Annotated in this window: 17 protein-coding genes and 1 pseudogene; 12 read left to right on the forward strand and 6 right to left on the reverse strand. The window is 72.4% G+C overall.

Features of this window, described 5'->3' with window-relative positions; all coding sequences use genetic code 11:
• Positions 1 to 13: 13 nt before the first annotated feature.
• Together ACPT94_RS03420 and ACPT94_RS03425 are read right to left on the reverse strand one after the other, a co-directional pair.
• Positions 14 to 976, reverse strand: a pseudogene (locus tag ACPT94_RS03420) (aldehyde dehydrogenase family protein); the annotation flags it as partial.
• A gap of 213 nt (positions 977 to 1,189) precedes the next feature.
• Positions 1,190 to 1,870 (reverse strand): dihydrodipicolinate synthase family protein, encoded by a 681-nt coding sequence (locus ACPT94_RS03425; protein ID WP_425245055.1) that lies wholly within the window; start codon positions 1,868 to 1,870, stop codon positions 1,190 to 1,192.
• Between ACPT94_RS03425 and ACPT94_RS03430 the strand changes: the two genes are divergently transcribed.
• Positions 1,808 to 3,646 carry a helix-turn-helix domain-containing protein gene (locus tag ACPT94_RS03430; protein WP_425245056.1) on the forward strand — a complete coding sequence of 613 codons (1,839 nt, stop codon included), beginning with the start codon at positions 1,808 to 1,810 and terminating at the stop codon, positions 3,644 to 3,646. The two genes, ACPT94_RS03425 and ACPT94_RS03430, sit on opposite strands and share 63 nt — an antisense overlap.
• 20 nt (positions 3,647 to 3,666) lie before the next feature.
• Here the strand turns inward: ACPT94_RS03430 and ACPT94_RS03435 are convergent, their stop codons facing one another.
• Positions 3,667 to 4,332: a GntR family transcriptional regulator gene (locus ACPT94_RS03435; RefSeq protein ID WP_360349383.1), complete on the reverse strand. Its 666-nt coding sequence runs from the start codon at positions 4,330 to 4,332 to the stop codon at positions 3,667 to 3,669.
• 95 nt (positions 4,333 to 4,427) lie between these two features.
• Here ACPT94_RS03435 and glyA point away from each other — a divergent pair, with 95 nt between their 5' ends.
• The 8 genes from glyA (at position 4,428) to ACPT94_RS03475 (ending at position 13,368) form a co-directional block, all read left to right on the forward strand.
• Positions 4,428 to 5,732, forward strand: a complete 1,305-nt coding sequence (gene glyA / locus ACPT94_RS03440; protein WP_360349386.1) for a serine hydroxymethyltransferase — start codon at positions 4,428 to 4,430, stop codon at positions 5,730 to 5,732.
• Complete coding sequence (locus ACPT94_RS03445) at positions 5,729 to 6,949, forward strand: sarcosine oxidase subunit beta family protein (protein ID WP_425245057.1); 1,221 nt, start codon at positions 5,729 to 5,731, stop codon at positions 6,947 to 6,949. Before glyA ends, ACPT94_RS03445 begins: the two co-directional genes overlap by 4 nt.
• Positions 6,950 to 6,972: 23 nt before the next feature.
• Positions 6,973 to 7,269: a sarcosine oxidase subunit delta gene (locus tag ACPT94_RS03450; RefSeq protein WP_360349392.1), complete on the forward strand. Its 297-nt coding sequence runs from the start codon at positions 6,973 to 6,975 to the stop codon at positions 7,267 to 7,269.
• Positions 7,266 to 10,172 (forward strand): sarcosine oxidase subunit alpha family protein, encoded by a 2,907-nt coding sequence (locus ACPT94_RS03455; protein WP_425245058.1) that lies wholly within the window; start codon positions 7,266 to 7,268, stop codon positions 10,170 to 10,172. The genes ACPT94_RS03450 and ACPT94_RS03455 overlap by 4 nt, the downstream gene beginning before the upstream one ends.
• A gap of 46 nt (positions 10,173 to 10,218) precedes the next feature.
• Positions 10,219 to 10,812, forward strand: a complete 594-nt coding sequence (locus tag ACPT94_RS03460) for a sarcosine oxidase subunit gamma (RefSeq protein WP_489686580.1) — start codon at positions 10,219 to 10,221, stop codon at positions 10,810 to 10,812.
• Positions 10,813 to 10,896: 84 nt separating this feature from the next.
• Positions 10,897 to 11,811, forward strand: a complete 915-nt coding sequence (purU, locus tag ACPT94_RS03465; protein WP_360349398.1) for a formyltetrahydrofolate deformylase — start codon at positions 10,897 to 10,899, stop codon at positions 11,809 to 11,811.
• A 167-nt stretch (positions 11,812 to 11,978) separates the two neighbouring features.
• Positions 11,979 to 12,572 (forward strand): hypothetical protein, encoded by a 594-nt coding sequence (locus ACPT94_RS03470; protein ID WP_360349401.1) that lies wholly within the window; start codon positions 11,979 to 11,981, stop codon positions 12,570 to 12,572.
• 40 nt (positions 12,573 to 12,612) lie between these two features.
• Positions 12,613 to 13,368, forward strand: coding sequence for a YcnI family protein (locus ACPT94_RS03475; protein ID WP_360349404.1), 756 nt, complete (start codon positions 12,613 to 12,615; stop codon positions 13,366 to 13,368).
• A 164-nt stretch (positions 13,369 to 13,532) separates the two neighbouring features.
• On the opposite strand, the gene ACPT94_RS03480 is transcribed toward ACPT94_RS03475, so the two are convergent.
• Positions 13,533 to 13,820 carry a cobalt-precorrin-5B (C(1))-methyltransferase gene (locus ACPT94_RS03480; protein WP_425245073.1) on the reverse strand — a complete coding sequence of 96 codons (288 nt, stop codon included), beginning with the start codon at positions 13,818 to 13,820 and terminating at the stop codon, positions 13,533 to 13,535.
• Between the two features lie 68 nt (positions 13,821 to 13,888).
• Here ACPT94_RS03480 and ACPT94_RS03485 point away from each other — a divergent pair, with 68 nt between their 5' ends.
• Positions 13,889 to 14,653 (forward strand): cobalt-precorrin-6A reductase, encoded by a 765-nt coding sequence (locus ACPT94_RS03485; RefSeq protein ID WP_360349407.1) that lies wholly within the window; start codon positions 13,889 to 13,891, stop codon positions 14,651 to 14,653.
• Positions 14,654 to 14,764: 111 nt separating this feature from the next.
• Positions 14,765 to 15,928: a Nickel transporter NicT gene (nicT, locus tag ACPT94_RS03490; RefSeq protein ID WP_360349410.1), complete on the forward strand. Its 1,164-nt coding sequence runs from the start codon at positions 14,765 to 14,767 to the stop codon at positions 15,926 to 15,928.
• A gap of 50 nt (positions 15,929 to 15,978) precedes the next feature.
• Here nicT and ACPT94_RS03495 read toward each other — a convergent pair whose 3' ends face one another.
• Positions 15,979 to 16,653: a precorrin-8X methylmutase gene (locus ACPT94_RS03495; RefSeq protein WP_360349413.1), complete on the reverse strand. Its 675-nt coding sequence runs from the start codon at positions 16,651 to 16,653 to the stop codon at positions 15,979 to 15,981.
• A 533-nt stretch (positions 16,654 to 17,186) separates the two neighbouring features.
• On the opposite strand from ACPT94_RS03495, the gene ACPT94_RS03500 reads away from it, so the two are divergent.
• Positions 17,187 to 17,828, forward strand: a complete 642-nt coding sequence (locus tag ACPT94_RS03500) for a superoxide dismutase (RefSeq protein ID WP_360349415.1) — start codon at positions 17,187 to 17,189, stop codon at positions 17,826 to 17,828.
• A gap of 104 nt (positions 17,829 to 17,932) precedes the next feature.
• Here ACPT94_RS03500 and ACPT94_RS03505 read toward each other — a convergent pair whose 3' ends face one another.
• Positions 17,933 to 19,186 (reverse strand): MDR family MFS transporter, encoded by a 1,254-nt coding sequence (locus ACPT94_RS03505; protein ID WP_425245074.1) that lies wholly within the window; start codon positions 19,184 to 19,186, stop codon positions 17,933 to 17,935.
• Positions 19,187 to 19,193 lie beyond the last annotated feature (7 nt).

The raw sequence follows: 19,193 nt of genomic DNA on the forward strand, positions 1-19,193 counted from the left end.
GCTCGACGAACTCCTCGGCGACCGACTCGTGGACGAGTACGCGGCAGGCGGCCCCGCACTCCTGGCCCGAGTTCCAGAAGCCGGCGACGCGCAGTGCCGACGCGGCGGCCGCGAGATCGGCGTCCTGGAAGATCACGACCGGGGCCTTGCCACCGAGTTCGAGGTGCACCCGCTTGAGGGTGTCGGCGGCGGCCCGGGCGACGGCGCGACCGCTGGAGACGGAACCGGTCAGGGCGATCATGTCCACGTCCGGGTGTTCGGCGAGCCGGGCACCGGCGACCGCGCCGTACCCGTTCACGACGTTGACCACTCCCGGCGGCAGGAGACCGGCGACGAGTTCGGCGAACTTCAGGGTGGTCAGCGGGGTCTGCTCGGACGGCTTGATGACCAGGGTGTTGCCGGCGGCGACGACGGGCGCGATCTTCCAGGCCGCCATGAGCAGGGGGTAGTTCCACGGGGTGATCACGCCGACCACGCCCAGCGGTTCCCGCAGGATGACCGACAAGTGGTTCTCGGCGTAGTCGCCGGCGGCCATGGAGGTGGTCGCGCGCACCGCACCGGCCATGAAGCGGAAGGTGTCGACGGTCATGCCGACGTCGTCCCGTGACACCGCGAGCGGCTTACCGGTGTTCGCGGACTCCAGCCTGGCGAGGAGCTCGGCGTTCTCGGCCACCCGGTCGGCGACGGCGTGCAGCAGCTCCGAGCGCTCCTTGGGGACCAGCCGCGCCCACTGGTCCTTGGCCGCGACCGCGGCGGCCACCGCTCGGTCGATGTCCTCGGCGGTGCCCTCGGGGATCCGGGCGATGACGTTCTCGGTGCTCGGGTCGACCACGTCGATGACGCGCTCGGGTGATCCGTCGAGGAACTCTCCGTCGATGAGATGCCGGACCGGGGGCAGGTCGGCCGCGGTGATCAGGGGAGGTGCGTCCGCTGCGCGACGAACCGTGGCTGTCGTGGGGGCGGCGGCAGTGGTCATGATCGGTGACTTTCTGAGTGTGGTGGACAGGACCAGCGTCGATCTCCGCGGCCGACGCCGTGCGCTTCGGCCCGCCGGTGGACGCTCCAGGCCGCTGCCGCTTCCTGAACGCCGAGGCCGGCGCTGGGGTACGTGACGATGTCGTCCTCACTGAGGCGAACACGGAACGGACGTCGTGCTCGTCGAGGAATCGCACGGCCGACGCCCCCTTCGTCAGCGTGTGGCCGACAGTCGCGGAAGGGCCTGGACCAGCGAGGAGATCCTGGCGGTCGTGGCGGCGTCGAGGCCGAGCACCGGCTCACGCGGACTTCCGACGGGGAGGCCCGCCGCGTCCAGGGCGGCCTTGACCGCCGGAATGAACGGAGCGGACATGATCGCGTCCATCAGCGGGTAGATCCGCGCCCATTCGGCTCGCGCGCGGTCGAGTTCGCCGCCCACCAACGCACGGTGGATCGAGACGAGTTCGGCCGGCATCACGTTCGCGGTCCCGGCCATGACGCCGGCGGCGCCCTCGGCGACGGCCTGCAGGAGAAGGCTGTCCCAGCCCACGAACGTGGAGATGACGTCGCCGTAGCGGTGGATCAGCTGTCCGGCCTGTGCCATGTCGGCGCTGGTGTCCTTGATGTACCGGATGTTCTCGACCTCGCGGGCGAGCTCTCCGACCGTGTCCGGCGAGAGATTGACACCCGTGGCCCCAGGCAGGTTGTAGAGCATGATCGGAACGTCCACGGCGTCGGCGACGGTGCGCAGATACTGCAGCGTCTCGCCGAGCGTGAGCGGCTCGTAGAACGGCGTGACCACCATCAGCACCGACGCTCCGGCGGCCTGCGCGTGGCGGGACAGTTCGATCGCTTCCCTGGTGCTCAGCGCACCGGTCTGCGCGATCACCGGCACACGTCCGGCCACCTGGTCGACGACGGGGCCCTGGCCCAGCGCGCGCAGATCGTGCTGGCCTGCGAGAACGAGCCCACCAACACCGCCGTCGCCCGACGCCTCGGCATCTCCCGGGACATGGTCGGCAAGTGGCGCGCCCGCTTCCTCGCCGAGCGACTGGGCGGCCTGGACGAGCAGCCCCGTCCCGGACGCCCTCCCATCGCCGACGACGACACCGTGGCGCACGTCCTCGTCCGTACCCTCACCCCACCGCCGCCCGGCGCCAGGCAGGCCTGGTCGACCCGTTCCATGGCCGCCGAGACCGGCCTGAGCCAGAGCACCGTGAACCGGATCTGGCGGACGTACGGCGTCCAGCCGGGAGCGCGCGCCACGGCCGGGCCGCGCCAGGCCTGGTCCCTGCCGGACCACGCCGAGGAGGTGGTCGGTCTGTTCATCGCCCCACCGGTGTGCGTGCTCGCCGTGACGGCCCGGACGGGACGGGGCCGCTCCGTGCGCACCTCTGCGGCGACCGACGCGGGCCGCCTGTTCGGCCATGACCCGCAGGCGCCCCAGGTGTTGGCCGTGGCCTGCGCCTTCGCGGCGCTGCGGGGCAACGGGCGGACAGCGGGCCCCCTCGACCTGGACCCGTTTCTGCACCAGGTGCGGTCGGCGGCGGGGGCCGCGGTGGTCGTACACCTGCTGGCGCACGGCATGCCGGCTCCGGCAAGCGGTGCCTTCGACGGACCGGACACGGCCGTGTCCCCGCGCCTGCGCTGGCACCGCGCACCCGACGCGACGGCATGGACGGACGAGACCCGACGCCTCCTCGCCGCGGACGCTCACGTCGGGCGTGAGGTCCCGTCCGACCCGCACCGCCTGCGCGACGCCCTGCTGAGCTGGTCCACCACATGGACCCCGTCCGCGGTCCCCTTCACCCGGGTGGCCGCTCCGCGCCCGTCGTACGACACCCCCGCCATCTGCGGCCGTGACAACGACTCGAACGCGCGCAACGCGCGCGCACTCGGCGAGCTCGGCCTCCCCACCGCGACCTGGGTCACAGTCCCCGACGCCCAGCCCGGCGCCCCCGTCACCACCGATCCCGTCGTGGGCCTGCTGCGTGAAGCCGTCCTCGCCGGCGGCCACCGGCCCGGTGACCGTGTCAGGGAGGCGCCGCTCGCAGTGCGCCTCGGCCTCTCACGCCGGGTCGTCCGTGCCGGGCTGCGGGCGCTCGTCGAGGAGGGCATGCTCGATCTGCTCCCGGGCGGCGCGACCGCCGTCCCCGCCGTCACGGCGAAGGACGTCCTCGATCTCTACGCCTTGCGCGCCAGCCTCGGCGCGCTGCTCATCCGTCGCGTCGCCATGCTCGGCCCCGAGCACCTCGCCCTGGCCACAGCGGCCCTGGCGGAGGTCCGCGCCGCCGCCCGGGACCACGATCCCGTCCGCATCCGTGAAGTCGACCTGCGGTTCCAGGACGCTCTCGCCCGCACGGCGGACCTCCCGCAGGCCGCCCGGACCTTCGAACGTCTCACGGCCCGTCTGCGCATGTTCGTCGCGGTGCTGGACATGGACTACAGCCAGGCGTTCGACACGATCCTCGACGAGGACACGGTCGTCCACGACGCCCTGCGCGACGCCGACGGGAACGAGGCGGCGCGCCTGTGGCGGGTCAAGATCGAGCGCTGTGTCCGGTACATGATCGCCCGGCTCCCCGAGGACGACATCGCCCCGTACCTGTGGACGACCCTCGCGGGCAGGCCTCGCCCGGGCCGGGAGGACGCGCGGGGCGCCGCCCACTGAGGTCCCGGGACCGCTCGGGGTCAGATGGCCGCGCGAATGGCCCGTTCGAACCCTTCGACGTGACCGCGGGCCAGCCGCGCCGCCTTCTCGGGTTCACCGGCGACGACCGCGTCGATCAACGATCCGTGCTCCTGGACATGGCCGGCCATGTCGGACAGACGGTCGATGAACAGGCACCAGATGCGGGTGGCGAGGTTGTCGTGGCGGACGAGGGTGTCCTCCAGGTACGGGTTGTGCGCGGCGGCGTAGACGGCGCGGTGGACCCGGAGGTCCAGACGCATGAGTTCGGTGGCGTCCTGCGGGCCGGGATCCGCGCTCTCCAGCTCCCGTCGCAGCGCCGCCAGCGTCGCCCGGTCCGCGGCCGTCGCGCGCCGCGCGGCCTGCGCGGCGGCCAGGGGCTCCAGCTCCTGTCGCACCTCGGAGATGTGGGCCAGGTCCGTGATGTTGACGTCGGTGGCGAAGGTGCCGCGCCGGGGATAGGTCGTGATCAGGCGCTCGTACTGGAGCCGCTTGAGGGCCTCGCGGACCGGCGTGCGTCCGACGCCGAGGGACTGTCCCAGCTGCTCCTCGTTGATCGGCGCGCCGGGGCGGATCTCGAGCATGACCAGCCGGTCACGGATGGCGCGGTAGGCGCGCTCGGCGAGGGTCAGCTCCTCGCTGTCGGGCTCGGTCGCCGTCTGCTGCATGGATGCCCCCTTGACCTGTCCGGCGAACTCCCATACCGTACCGCACAGTCTGATATATCAGTTGCTCATTAGTTGGCTCCCAGGAGGGTGCACAGATGGCAACGAACCCGCCGCTCACCACGCTCGCCTCCCCTCTCTCCGTCCCGCTCGGCGAGCTCGACCCGGACGTCGCCACCGCCGTGCACGCCGAGCTGCGCCGCCAGCAGTCCACGCTCGAGATGATCGCCTCGGAGAACTTCGCCCCGGCCGCCGTCATGGAGGCGCAGGGCTCGGTCCTGACCAACAAGTACGCCGAGGGCTACCCGGGCCGCCGCTACTACGGCGGCTGCGAACACGTCGACGTCGTCGAGCAGTTGGCCGTCGCCCGGGTGAAGGAACTGTTCGGCGCCGAGGCCGCGAACGTGCAGCCGCACTCCGGCGCCCAGGCCAACGCGGCCGCCATGTTCGCACTGCTCCAGCCCGGCGACACGATCCTCGGCCTCGACCTGGCGCACGGCGGTCACCTGACCCACGGCATGCGGATCAACTTCTCCGGCAAGCTGTACAACGTCGTGCCCTACCACGTGCGCGAGTCCGACCTGCGCATCGACATGGACGAGGTCGAGCAGCTCGCGCTCGCGCACCGACCGAAGATGATCGTCGCCGGCTGGTCGGCCTACCCCCGCCGACTGGACTTCGCCGCGTTCCGGCGGATCGCCGACGCGGTGGGCGCGTACCTGCTCGTGGACATGGCGCACTTCGCCGGGCTGGTGGCCGCGGGCCTGCACCCGAGCCCGGTGCCGTACGCCGACGTCGTCACGACCACCACCCACAAGACGCTCGGCGGCCCGCGCGGCGGCGTGATCCTCAGCCGCGCCGACCTGGCCAGGAAGATCGACTCGGCGGTCTTCCCGGGCCAGCAGGGCGGCCCGCTGGAGCACGTCGTCGCGGCGAAGGCGGTCGCCTTCAAGGTGGCGGCGAGCGAGGAGTTCAAGGAGCGCCAGCGGCGCACCCTGGACGGCGCCCGCATCCTCGCCGGACGGCTGCTGGCCGACGACGTGGCCGAAGCCGGGATCACCGTCCTGACCGGCGGCACCGAGGTCCACCTGGTCCTCGTCGACCTGCGGAACTCCGCGCTCGACGGGCGGCAGGCCGAGGACCGGCTGCACCGCATCGGCATCACCGTCAACCGCAACGCGGTGCCGTTCGACCCGCGCCCGCCGATGGTGTCGTCAGGACTGCGGATCGGTACCCCCGCCCTGGCCACCCGCGGCTTCGGCGAGGCGGAGTTCCGGGAGGTCGCCGACATCATCGCCGAGGCCCTGAAGGGCGAACAGGCCGACGACGAACTGCGCGACCGCGTCGAGAAGCTGGCGTCCGCCTTCCCCCTCTACCCCCACCTGAACGGAGACGCGGCATGACCGCCGAGCCGCTGCCGGAGCACCCGGACTTCCTGTGGCGCAACCCCGAGCCGCGCTCCTCGTACGACGTCGTCATCGTCGGCGCCGGAGGCCACGGCCTCGCCACCGCCTACTACCTCGCCAAGAACCACGGCATCACCAATGTCGCCGTCCTGGAGAAGGGATGGCTGGCCGGCGGCAACATGGCCCGCAACACCACGATCATCCGCTCCAACTACCTGTGGGACGAGAGCGCGGCGATCTACGAGCACGCGCTCAAGCTGTGGGAGAGGCTCCCGGAGGAGCTGGACTACGACTTCCTGTTCAGCCAGCGCGGCGTCCTCAACCTCGCGCACACCCTGCAGGACGTCCGCGAGGGCGTGCGCCGCGTCAACGCCAACCGCCTCAACGGAGTCGACGCCCAGTGGCTCGAACCGGACGAGGTCGCCAAGGTCTGTCCCATCCTCAACGTCTCGTCCCGTACCCGCTATCCGGTCCTCGGCGGCACCTTCCAGCCGCGGGCCGGCATCGCCAAGCACGACCACGTCGCCTGGGCGCTGGCCCGTCGCGCCGACGAGATGGGCGTGGACCTGATCCAGGGCTGCGAGGTCACGGGCTTCCTCAAGGACGGCGAGCGCGTCGTGGGCGTCGAGACCAACCGCGGCCGCATCCTCGCCGGCCGGGTCGGCCTCGCGGCCGCCGGGCACAGCAGCGTGCTGGCACGGCTGGCCGGCTTCCGCCTGCCGGTGCAGTCCCATCCGCTGCAGGCCCTGGTCTCCGAACTGCACGAGCCGGTGCACCCGACGGTGGTCATGTCGAACCACGTGCACGTCTACGTCTCCCAGGCCCACAAGGGCGAGCTGGTGATGGGCGCGGGCGTCGACGCGTACAACGGCTACGGCCAGCGCGGCTCCTTCCATGTGATCGAGCAGCAGATGGCCGCCGCCGTCGAGCTGTTCCCGGTCTTCGCCCGCGCTCACGTGCTGCGCACCTGGGGCGGCATCGTCGACGTCACCCCGGACGCCTCCCCGATCATCGGCACCACCCCGGTCGAGAACCTCTACGTCAACTGCGGCTGGGGAACCGGCGGTTTCAAGGCCACCCCGGCCGCCGGCTGGACCTTCGCGCACACCATCGCCACCGGTGAGCCGCATCCGCTGAACGCACCCTTCGCCCTCGAACGCTTCACGACGGGCGCGTTGATCGACGAACACGGCGCGGCGGCCGTGGCCCACTGAGAGCCTGCTGAGAGAAGGACACCGTGCTGCTGATCAGCTGCCCCTGGTGCGGTCCCCGTGACGAGACCGAGTACCACTACGGCGGACAGGCCCACGTCCCCCATCCCGAGAACCCCCAGGACCTCACCGACGAACAGTGGGCCGAGTACGTCTTCTACCGCGACAACCCCAAGGGCCCCTTCGCCGAGCGGTGGGTGCACAGCACCGGCTGCCGCCGCTGGTTCAACGTCCTGCGCGACACCGCCACCCACGAGGTGCTCGCCGTCTACCGGCTCGACGAGCCGCGCCCCGAACTGCCCCAGGCCGGAGGGATCCGATGACCGACCAGCACTTCCGGCTCCGGCAGGGGGGCCGCGTCGACCGCGGGACCGTGCTGCGGTTCACCGTCGACGGACGGGAACTGACCGGGCACCCCGGCGACACCGTCGCCTCGGCGATGCTGGCGAACGGCCTCGTCGAGGTCGCTCCGTCGCTCTACCGCGGCCGCCCGCGCGGCATCGTCGCCGCGGGCGTCGAGGAACCCAACGCCCTGTTGCAGATCGACGGTTCATGCTCCGAGGGCATGCTCCCGGCCACGACCGTGGAGCTCCACGACGGCCTGACCGCCACCACCCTCTCCGGGATGGGGCAGCTTGACCCGACGCCCGACCCCGCCGTCTACGACAAGAAGTACGCGCACACCGACGTCCTGGTCGTCGGCGCCGGACCCGCCGGACTCGCGGCCGCCGCCGCCGCGGCGGGCTCCGGCGCCCGAGTGATCCTCGTCGACGACCAGCCCGAGCCCGGCGGTTCGCTCCTCTCCGGGCGCACCGAGCAGGTCGGCGCGCAGAGCGCCCTCGACTGGGTCGCCGAGGTCCGCGCGGCCCTCGACGCCGCCCCGGAGGTCGTCGTACTGCGGCGCACCACGGCGTTCGGGTCGTACGACGACAACTACCTGCTGGCCCTCCAGCGGCGCACCGACCACCTCGGAGCCGACGCCCCCGCGCCGTCCGAGGGCGTCTCCCGCCAGCGGCTGTGGCACATCCGAGCCCGCCGAGTCGTCCTGGCGACCGGCGCCCACGAGCGTCCGCTGGTCTTCGCCGGCAACGACCGCCCCGGGGTGATGCTCGCCGCGGCCGTGCGCACGTACCTCAACCGGTACGCCGTGGCCCCGGGCACGCGGGCGGTGGTGAGCACGACCAACGACAGCGCCTACGACACGGTCGCCGACCTGCGCGCCGCCGGGATCGGCGTCGCCGCCGTCGTGGACGCGCGCCCCGAACTGTCCCACCGGGCCGCCGAGGTCGCCGTGGCGACCGGGGTGCGGGTGCTGACGGGGAGCGCGGTGGTCGACACGGCGGGCGAAGGCCGGCTCACCGGCGTCACCGTCCAGGCCCTCGACGCCGCAGGCCGGCTCACCGGTGACCCCGAGTCGTTCGACTGCGACCTGCTCGCCGTCTCGGGCGGCTGGAGCCCGGTGGTGCACCTGCACAGCCAGCGCCAGGGACGGCTGCGCTGGGACGAGGACCTGGTCGCCTTCGTCCCCGACGGCACCGTACGCGACCAGCAGGTCGTCGGTGCGGCCCGCGGGACGTACGACCTCGACGGCTGTCTGGCGGAAGGGGCGCGGGCCGGTGCGAGGGCCGCGACGCAGGCCGGGTTCCCGGTTCCCGTACCGGCGCCCGGCGACGCGCGCTCCGGAGCCGGACCGGTGCGCGCCCTGTGGCTGGTCCCCGCACCCGGTGCCGGCCCCGACAGCGAACCCGGCACCTGGGACACCCACTTCGTCGACCTCCAGCGCGACGTCACCGTCGCCGACGTCCGGCGCTCCACCGGCGCCGGCATGCGCGGCGTGGAGCACGTCAAGCGCTACACCTCGCTCGGCACCGCGGGCGACCAGGGCAAGACGTCCGGCGTCAACGCGATCGGTGTGATCGCCGAGGCCCTGGGCGTGGACGCCTCCCCGGGCGAGATCGGCACCACGGCCTACCGGGCGCCGTACACCCCGGTGGCGTTCGCCGCCCTGGCCGGGCGGGAGCGCGGCGAGCTGTTCGACCCGGAGCGCACGACCTCCATCCACAGCTGGCATGTCGCGCAGGGGGCGATGTTCGAGGACGTCGGGCAGTGGAAGCGCCCCTGGTACTACCCGCGGCCCGGTGAGGACATGGACACGGCCGTGGCCCGCGAGTGCCGCGCGGCCCGTGAGGGGGTGGCGTTCATGGACGCCTCCACCCTCGGCAAGATCGAGATCTGGGGCGCGGACGCCGGCGAGTTCCTCAACCGCGTCTACACCAACGCCTTCAAGAAGCTCAAGCCCGGCACGGCCCGCTACGGCGTGATGTGCAAGCCCGACGGCATGATCTTCGACGACGGCGTGACGCTGCGCCTCGACGACAACCGCTACTTCATGACCACCACGACCGGCGGCGCCGCCGGGGTCCTGGACTGGCTGGAGGAGTGGCTGCAGACCGAGTGGCCCGAACTCGACGTCCACTGCACGTCGGTGACCGAGCAGTGGGCGACGATCGCCGTCGTCGGCCCGCAGTCGCGTGAGGTCGTCGCCCAGCTCGCCCCCGACGTGGACCTGTCCGCCGAGGCGTTCCCGTTCATGGCCTTCCGCGAGACGACCCTGGCTTCCGGCGTCCCGGCCCGCATCTGCCGGATCTCCTTCTCCGGCGAACTCGCCTACGAGATCAACGTCTCCGCGTGGTACGGCCTGGCCGTCTGGGAGGAGGTGTACGCGATCGGCCGGCCGTACGGCATCACGCCGTACGGCACCGAGACCATGCACGTCCTGCGGGCGGAGAAGGGCTACATCATCGTCGGCCAGGACACCGACGGCACGGTCACCCCGCAGGACGCGGGCATGTCCTGGGTGGTCTCGAAGCAGAAGGACTTCATCGGAAAGCGGTCCCACGCCCGCGCCGACACCTCCCGCACCGACCGCAGGCAACTGGTCGGCCTGCTGCCGAGCGACCGCGCGACCCGGCTGCCGGAGGGCACCCAGCTCGTCGCGCCGGACGTGCCCGTCACCCCCGAGGCGGGGCCGGTGCCGATGCTCGGCCACGTCACCTCCAGCTACCACAGCCAGGCCCTCGGCCGCCCCTTCGCCCTCGCCCTCGTCGCCGGCGGGCGGGCGCGGATCGGCGAGACCCTGCTCGCCCCGGTGGGCGAGGACCTGGTGCCCGTCGAGGTGACCGACTTCGTCCTCTACGACCCCGAAGGGACCAAGCGCGATGGCTGAGCCCACGTTCGACACGGGTGCAGGCACAGACGCAGGCTCAGGCCCGGTGGCACTGCGCACGAGCCCCCTGGCACACCTGGCGGAGCGGATGCGCGCCGCCTCCGTCACCGGCGCGCGCGGCGTGTCGCTGACCGAGTGGCCGTTCGTCACCATGGTGAACCTGCGCGTCGACCCCGGCTCCGAAGCGGCCGACCGCATCGGGAAGACCCTGGGGGCACCGCTCCCGCGGCGGTGCGGCCACACCACCGCATCCGGCCCCCACACGGTCGTCTGGCTCGGCCCCGACGAGTGGCTCGTGCTGTCCCAGGCGGACGCGCCCACCGTGGCCGCCGAGTTGCGGGAGGCGCTCGGCTCGGACCCGGGCTCGGTGGTGGACGTCTCGGCGAACCGCACCACGCTGGAGCTGAGCGGCCCGTCCGCCCGGCAGGTGCTGGAGAAGGGCTGCCCGCTGGACCTGCACCCCCGGGCCTTCGGTCCCGGCCGGGCGGTGTCGACCACGGTGGGCCCCGTCGCCGTACTGCTCTGGCAGGTCGACGACGCGCCGACGTATCGCCTGTTCCCGCGCTCCTCGTTCGCCGACTACCTGGCGCGCTGGCTCATCGACGCGATGAGCGAGTACCGCGGCCCGGTGGTGCCCTGAGCCGGGACAGGAAGGTCACGTACGCCAAGGACAACGAAACCGCGCTCGGCGGCCTCGCCGCCGACGTCATCGAACGGTGACACCATGACTGATTCCCCGGCTTCTGCCACGTCCCCCGCCCACTCGCCGACCGATCCCGCCACGGCGCCGGCCGAGCACGTCCTCACCCTCGACTGTCCCGAGGCTCCCGGCATCGTCCTCGCCGTCTCGCGGTTCCTGGTCGAACACGGCAGCGACATCATCGACAACCAGCAGTTCGGTGACCGTCGCGACGGCCACTTCTTCATGCGGACGCACTTCGCCACCTCCGGCAGCGAGAACGCCACACAGACCCTGCGCCGCGACTTCGCCGCCGTGGCCGCCCCGTTCGCCATGCGGTGGCACCTCGAACCGGTCAGCACCCGGCGCCGCGTGCTGGTCATGGTGTCCCGCTACGGCCACTGCCTCAACGACCTGCTCTTCCGCACCCGCAGCGGCGACCTGCCCGTCGACGTGGTCGCGGTGGTCTCCAACCACCGCGACCACGAGGAGCTCGTCGCCTGGCACGACATCCCGTTCTTCCACGTGCCGGTCACCGCCGCGACCAAGCCGCAGGCCGAAGCCCGGCTGCTGGAGATCATCGACTCGCTCGACGTCGACCTGACCGTGCTCGCGCGCTACATGCAGGTGCTGTCCGACGGCCTGTGCACCCGACTGGCCGGCCGGATGATCAACATCCATCACTCGTTCCTGCCCAGCTTCAAGGGCGCCAAGCCCTACCACCAGGCCCACGAGCGCGGCGTCAAGCTCGTCGGCGCGACGGCCCACTACGTCACCGCCGACCTCGACGAAGGCCCGATCATCGCCCAGGAAGTCATCCAGGTCGACCACAGCCACACCCCCGACGACCTGGCCGCCATCGGCCGCGACGCCGAGTCGGCCGCCCTGGCCCGAGCGGTCCGATGGCACTGCGAAGGCCGGGTGTTCGTCCAGGGCAGGCGCACCGTCGTCCTGCGCTGACGGTGCGGCCCGGGCGCCGCACTCTCGCCGAGGGGCCGGGAACTGAACGGCACCGTCGTACGACCCGTAAGAAGGAGGCAGGGTTCGGCGACGGAGGGCCGCGGGCGGTGGTGCGTATGCGTGGGCGGGGGGAGAGATCTTCCGGCTGCGTGACAGCATCGGGTGCCGTGAGGGCGTCCCCGGGGGTACGGAGTCTGCGCGCGGCGGTGTTCGCCGTGCTGTGCGTGCTGCTCGCCGCCGGAGGACATGTGCTGGCCACGGGCGTGGCACCGCCGGTGTGGACGCAGGTCGGCGGGGGCGTCTCCGTCTTCGCGGCCGGCCTCCTGCTGGGCGGGCGGGAGCGGTCGCTGACCGGCATCGCCGGCGGGACGCTGGGGGCCCAGGGCGGGTTGCACTTCGCGTTCGCCACCGCCTCGACCCGGCCGCACGCCGTGATGGCCGTGCACGGCATGCGCATGTCCCACTCCTCCGCCCACGCGCTCACGCCGCACGCCACCGCCGTCCACCTCACGGCGGCCCTCGTGCTGACCTGGTGGCTGCGGCGGGGCGAGGCCGCGCTGTGGTCGTTGCTGCGGTGGGCGGTCGCCCTCGTGCCCGGGCTCGCCGCCTGGTGGCAGGTGGCGCGGGGAGCGCGGGGCGTACCGGTCGTGCCGCGCCCCGGGCGCCGGGCCGCCGAGGAGACGCGGTCGCCGCGGCAGGCGCGGCTGCGGTACGCCGTACACCGGCGCGGGCCGCCGGCGGGGATGTCGTACGCGTTCTGAACCTCGACATCCCTTCCCGAGTACGGAGATCCACTCACCCATGTCCATCACGCGTATCTCCACCCTGCGCCGGGCCGGCGCCGTCACCGCGCTCGCCGCGGCCGGAGTCCTCGCCGCCGCCGGCGCCGCATCCGCGCATGTCACCGTCCACCCCGAGAGCTACGCCAAGGGCGCCACGGACGGTGTCCTGACCTTCCGGGTCCCCAATGAGGAGGACACGGCCGGTACCACCAAGGTCCAGGTCTTCCTGCCCACCGACCACCCCGTCCTCGGCGTGCTCGTCTCGCCGCACGACGGCTGGACCGCCAAGGTGACCACCACGAAGCTGAAGACGCCGGTCAAGACCGACGACGGCGCCATCACCGAGGCGGCCTCCGAAATCACCTGGACGGGCGGCAGGATCGGCGCCGGCCAGTACGAGGACTTCGACGTCGCCTTCGGGCAACTCCCGGACGACGCCGACCAGTTGACGTTCAAGACCCTGCAGACCTACTCCGACGGCAAGACGGTCCGCTGGATCGAGGACGCGGCCCCGGGCGACGAGGAGCCGGAGAACCCGGCGCCCGTCGTCAGGCTCACCGCCAAGGGCGCGCAGGACGGGGCCGACGACGCGACGTCGGCCCCGTCGGCGAACACGAAGAGCGCAAGCACGTCCACGTCCGCGTCTGCCGAGGCCGACAGTGACTCCACCGCTCGCGGACTCGGCGCCGCCGGGTTGGTGGTGGGCCTGCTGGGTCTGGCCGCCGCGGTGTTCGCCGTCCTGCGCGGCCGCTCCGCCGGAACCCGGAGCGAGTAGGAGGCCGACGTCGCCCTGCCGCGGGATGTCCGTCGGCAGGGCGGCCCGGCCGACCACGCGTCTCGCTGAGGCGCGCGCCACGCACTTCTCGTGGGACCTGGCGGACCGGACGCACAGCCATGTCGATGCCGGCCGACACCCCGGCCGAGGTGACGGCGTCCCCGTCATCGACGTACCGCCCCGGCGGTCAGCCGCCCGGGCGGTGGCTCCGATCGGCGCGCCGCGCGTGACGTCCTGGTCCGCGCCCGCGTCCTCGACCACTCCGTCATCGCGGTCGCGCCGGTCAGTTCCTCGGCGGCGAGCGCGAGGGACGGTGTCCGCCCCTTGGGTAGGGTGATCGCCACCGGGCCGGGAAACCCGCCGGTCAGCAGCGCGGTGTACGCGGCCGTCGTGGCCGCCGTCGCACCGGCGCCGGTGGTCCGGCCGGGCCGCGGGCCCGTGTGCTCCGGCAGGGCACGACGGCCCCCTCCGCCTTGCCGGCACCCTGTACCTCACTGCTCATGATCGGACCCGGACTCCCGTGCACGTACTGATACTCGGCGGCACCACGGAGGCCCGCCGCCTCGCCGAACTGCTCCACGACACGCCCGGCCTGCGGCTGACCAGCTCCCTCGCCGGACGGGTCGCCGGCCCCCGGTTGCCCCCGGGCGAGATGCGCGTGGGCGGCTTCGGCGGGGCCGAGGGGATGGCCGCGTGGCTGGGCGAGCAGAGGGTGGACGCGCTCATCGACGCCACCCACCCCTTCGCCGGCACGATCAGTTTCCACGCGGCACGGGCAGCCGCGACCGCCCGAGTTCCCCTGCTCGCCCTGCGCCGCCCCGGCTGGACCCCCGTCGAGGGCGACCGCTGGCACGACGCCGGTTCCCTGGAGGAGGCCGCGGGGCTGCTGCCCGCGCTCGGCCGGCGCGTGTTCCTCACCACGGGACGGATGGGCCTGGCCGCCTTCGCGGACCTCGCCGACCTGTGGTTCCTCCTGCGGTCCGTGGACGCGCCCGAGCCCCCGCGGCCGCCGCGCACGGAGGTGCTGCTCGACCGGGGCCCCTTCACCCTCGACGGGGAGCGCGAGCTGCTGCGCCGTCACCGCATCGATGTCGTGGTGACCAAGGACAGCGGGGGAGCGGCCACCGCGCCGAAGCTGACGGCCGCCCGGGAGGCCGGGCTGCCCGTGGTCGTGGTGCGCAGACCGCCGGTCCCCGCGAGCGTTCCGGTCGTACCGGACCCGGAGGGGGCGGCTCGCTGGCTGGCGGATCGCTTCGGCCTGCGCCCTTTTCCGCGCGCTGACTGAAACCTGGCCCGGGCTTTGCCGCCTGTGGATTGTACCTGCAACAACTTCGCAGAAACCTGGAGGGCGCGGCTGAAAGCAGCCGCTCGCCGAGAAGTAAGGCCCACGCCCTCCATGACCATCGCTCCCGATTCCGCCTCCGCCGCTCCGGCCTCCCCAGCCGGTGCACGCGGGCTGTCGTGGCACCGCGTCCGCACCTCGATGACCCGCAAGGAGTGGCTGAGCCTCGGCGGAATGGCCGCCTTCATCCTCGCGCTGCACGTCATCGGCTGGTTCGTCCTGGTCGCGATCGTCGCCCCGGAGCACTACAGCCTGGGCACGAAGACCTTCGGCATCGGCATCGGCGTCACCGCCTACACCCTGGGCATGCGGCACGCCTTCGACGCCGACCACATCGCCGCCATCGACAACACCACCCGCAAGCTCATGAACGACGGCCGGCGCCCGCTCTCGGTCGGCTTCTGGTTCTCCCTCGGCCACTCCAGCATCGTCTTCGCGCTCGCCGTCCTGCTCTCCCTCGGAGTGAAGGAGCTGGCCGGACCGGTCCAGAACGACGACTCCACGCTGCACAGCGTCACCGGCTGGATCGGTACGACCGTCTCGGGGACCTTCCTCTACGCCATCGCCCTCATCAACATCGTGATCATGGCCGGCATCTGGCGGGTCTTCCGCGAGATGCGCTCCGGACACTTCGACGAGGCCGCCCTGGAGGAGCAGCTCGACAAGCGCGGCTTCATGAACCGCATCCTCGGCCGCCTGATGAAGTCGATCACCAAGCCCTGGCAGATGTACCCCCTGGGCGCCCTCTTCGGCCTCGGCTTCGACACCGCCACCGAGGTCGCGCTGCTCGTCCTGGCCGGCTCGGGCGCCGCCTCCGGCCTGCCCTGGTACGCGATCCTCTGCCTGCCGATCCTGTTCGCCGCCGGCATGTCGCTCCTCGACACCATCGACGGCTCGTTCATGAACTTCGCCTACGGCTGGGCGTTCTCCAAGCCGGTCCGCAAGGTCTACTACAACCTCACCGTCACCGGCCTGTCCGTCGCCGTCGCCCTCATCATCGGCACCGTCGAACTGCTGGGCCTGATCGCGGAGAAGGCCGACCTGCACGGACCGTTCTGGGACTGGGTCTCCGGCCTCGACCTGAACATCGTCGGATACGTCATCGTCGGCCTGTTCTTCGCCACCTGGATCGTGGCCCTGGTGGTGTGGAAGGTCGGCCGCATCGAGGAGAAGTGGACGGCGGGCCTGGCGCAGCCCGCCCCCTCCGAGCGGAGTTGACGCACGCGGCGCCCCCGCCGCCCGGCGGCACCGCCCCTACAGGCGGCGGCTCACTCCTCCTCGCTCGCGATCGCGTTGAGCGCGGCGGCGGCGATGGCGCTGCCGCCCCGACGGCCCCGCACCACCAGGTACTCCAGCCCCAACCGGTTCGCGGCCAGCGCCTCCTTGGACTCGGCGGCCCCGACGAAACCGACCGGGACGCCGATGACGGCGGCGGGGCGGGGCGCGCCCTCCTCGATCATCTCCAGCAGCCGGAAGAGCGCGGTGGGCGCGTTGCCCACGGCGACCACCGAGCCCTCCAGCCGGTCCCGCCACAGTTCCAGCGCGGCGGCGCTGCGCGTGGTGCCCAGCCTGGCCGCCAACTCCGGCACGCCCGGCTCGGACAGGGTGCACAGCACGTCGTTGGCGGCGGGCAGCCGCCTGCGGGTCACGCCGCTGGCCACCATCTGGACGTCGGTGAAGACGGGCGCACCGGCGCGCAGGGCCTCGCGGGCGGCGGCCACGACGGCCGGCGTGTAGGCCAAGTCCCGTACGAGGTCGACCATTCCGCAGGCGTGGATCATCCGGACCGCCACCTGGCCGACGTCGGCGGGCAGGCCCGTGAGGTCGGTCTCCGCGCGGATGGTGGCGAAGGACTGACGGTAGATGGCCGCGCCGTCCTTCTCGTAGTCATAGCTGGTCACGGTGTTCGTCTCGCTGCTCTCGCTGGTCGTGGTACGGCTCATGAGGTGATCGCCGCCAGGGCGGTGGCGGGTCGGGAAGGGTTCGACACGTACGTCGGCGTGGGCTCAGGCGCACCCGGGTGTCCCGACGCAGGCGCCCACGTGCCGTCAGGGCTAGGCGGGGCCGGTGTAAGACCGGCGGCGGAGAGCCGGGCGAGCGACTCCGCCGTTCCCCGCGCGGCGGAACGACCACCCCGCGCCATGGGGTCGTCCCCGAGCGCCTCGCCCTGACGGGCGGTCAGGGCGCCGCCCGGCATGCGGACTCGGGCCGGCGTCCCGTCGTCCGCCGCGTGCGGTCGCGGCGACCCGGTGCAGGCGTCACCGCCCGCCCGTGCGACCGCTGTGGCCTGGGGCGATGGGCGGAGATCAGCTGTGGACACGGCGGCGAGCATACCCACGTGGCGCGGTCCCGCCACCGTGCACCCGTCCCCCGACACGACCGAGGTCCTAGGTCCAATGCCTGATCGGCAGAGGATTGCTAGTACTGTTAGCGTGCAGCTGCATATCATTCGCAATAACGTCGGAGGACGTTGGACATGGCTGTTTACACGCTCCCGGAACTTCCGTACGACTACGCGGCGCTCGCCCCGGTGATCAGCCCCGAGATCATCGAGCTGCACCACGACAAGCACCACGCCGCGTACGTCAAGGGCGCCAACGACACGCTGGAGCAGCTCGCCGAAGCGCGGGACAAGGAGTCCTGGGGCTCGATCAACGGCCTGGAGAAGAACCTGGCCTTCCACCTCTCCGGCCACATCCTGCACTCGATCTACTGGCAGAACATGACGGGCGACGGCGGCGGCGAGCCGTTGGAGAAGGACGGCGTGGGCGAACTCGCCGACGCGATCGCCGAGTCCTTCGGCTCGTTCCAGAACTTCAAGGCCCAGCTGTCCAAGGCGTCCGCGACCACCCAGGGGTCCGGCTGGGGCGTGCTCGCCTACGAGCCGCTCAGCGGCCGGCTGATCGTCGAGCAGGTCTACGACCACCAGGGCAACGTCGGCCAGGGCTCCACCCCGGTCCTCGTCTTCGACGCCTGGGAGCACGCCTTCTACCTGCAGTACAGGAACCAGAAGGTCGACTTCATCGAGGCGATGTGGCAGGTCGTCAACTGGCAGGACGTGGCCAGGCGCTACGCCGCCGCCAAGGAGCGGGGCGACAGCCTGCTCCTCGCGCCCTGACCGTACGGCGCACACAGTCGTCCTGCTCGTGATCGTCTTCTCAACCTTCACTTGCAGGCGGTAGGACGAAGGGCTCCCGTGAGGACGTGACTCGCGGGAGCCCTTCAGTTCGCCCGGAGGCGGGGCAGCAGGGTCACCGCCCAGGCCGGGACGGCGGCGAGGACCAGCCACGGCACGGCCGGCGGGAGTCCGAGGTCGAGGAGGGAACCGGTGGCCGAGCTGCCGATGAGGACGATCAGGCCGGAGACGGAGGACAGCGCGCCGGTGTACAGGCCGAGCCGGCCGTCCTCGGCGAGGTCCGGGACCCAGGCGCGTGCGGCCGGGGCGACCAGCATCTGGCCGAGGGTGAGCAGGACGACGTACCCCGCGGCGGGCAGGAGTCCGGCCGGGCCGGTCCAGCCGGCCGGGCGGGCGGCGGCCACGACCGCGAACCCGGCGGAGATGATCAGCAGTCCGGCCGTCATGGACCGGCGCAGGTCGAGCCGCTCGTCCACCCAGCGGGTGACGGGCAGTTGGGCGGCCACGACCAGCAGGGAGGACAGGGCGAACAGCCAGGACAGCGCGGTCTGCGAACCGGTCGCGCGTTCCACCTCGTCGGGCAGGGCGAGGTAGAGCTGGTTGTACGCGAGCAGATAGCTGCCGTACGCGCAGCACAGCGCGAGGAAGCGCCGGTTGCGCAGCAGGATGCGGACACCGCCGCGTTCACGGACGCGGACCCGGCCCGGGATGTGCTGCGGCATCAGCCGGGCGTGCCCGGCCAGCACGAGGACGAAGACCCCGGCCCCGGCGAGGCAGGCCGTGCGGAAGTCCACGGCGAGCAGAAGGCCGCCGAGGAGCGGGCCGACGAAGGCGCCCGCCTGGCCCGCCACGGTGAACAGGGCCAGGACGCCGGTGCGGGCGCCGTGCCCTTCCCGCTCCCACACCACGGCCTGCCGCGCCACCTCCGACTCCACCGCCGGTGAGAAGAGCGCGGCGGCGAAGCCGATGAGCAGCACCGCGCCGATCACCGCCCAGGTCGCCTCGGCGAACCCGAGCCAGGCGAACCCGGCCACGCGCAGCGCGCAGCCGGTCAGGACGACCGGGCGTACGCCGTGGCGATCGACGAGCCAGCCGCCGACCACGAACAGGCCCTGCTGGCTGAACGTTCTCAGGCCGAGGACGAAGCCGACCAGCCAGCCGGCCATGCCGATCGCGCCGCCCAGGTGCTCCGCGAGGAACGGCAGGACGGCGAAGAAGCCGACGTTGAAGGCGAGTTGGGTCAGGATCAGCAGGCGCAGGAGCGGGGTGAGGTCCTTCCAGACGCGCTCGCGCGGGGGTTTCGCGCTCTTGGTGGCGCGGCGGGCCGGAGTGCTGGACATCGGTTCG

Source organism: Streptomyces aurantiaciflavus, assembly GCF_049808595.1.
In the GTDB taxonomy this organism is placed as follows: Bacteria; Actinomycetota; Actinomycetes; order Streptomycetales; family Streptomycetaceae; genus Streptomyces.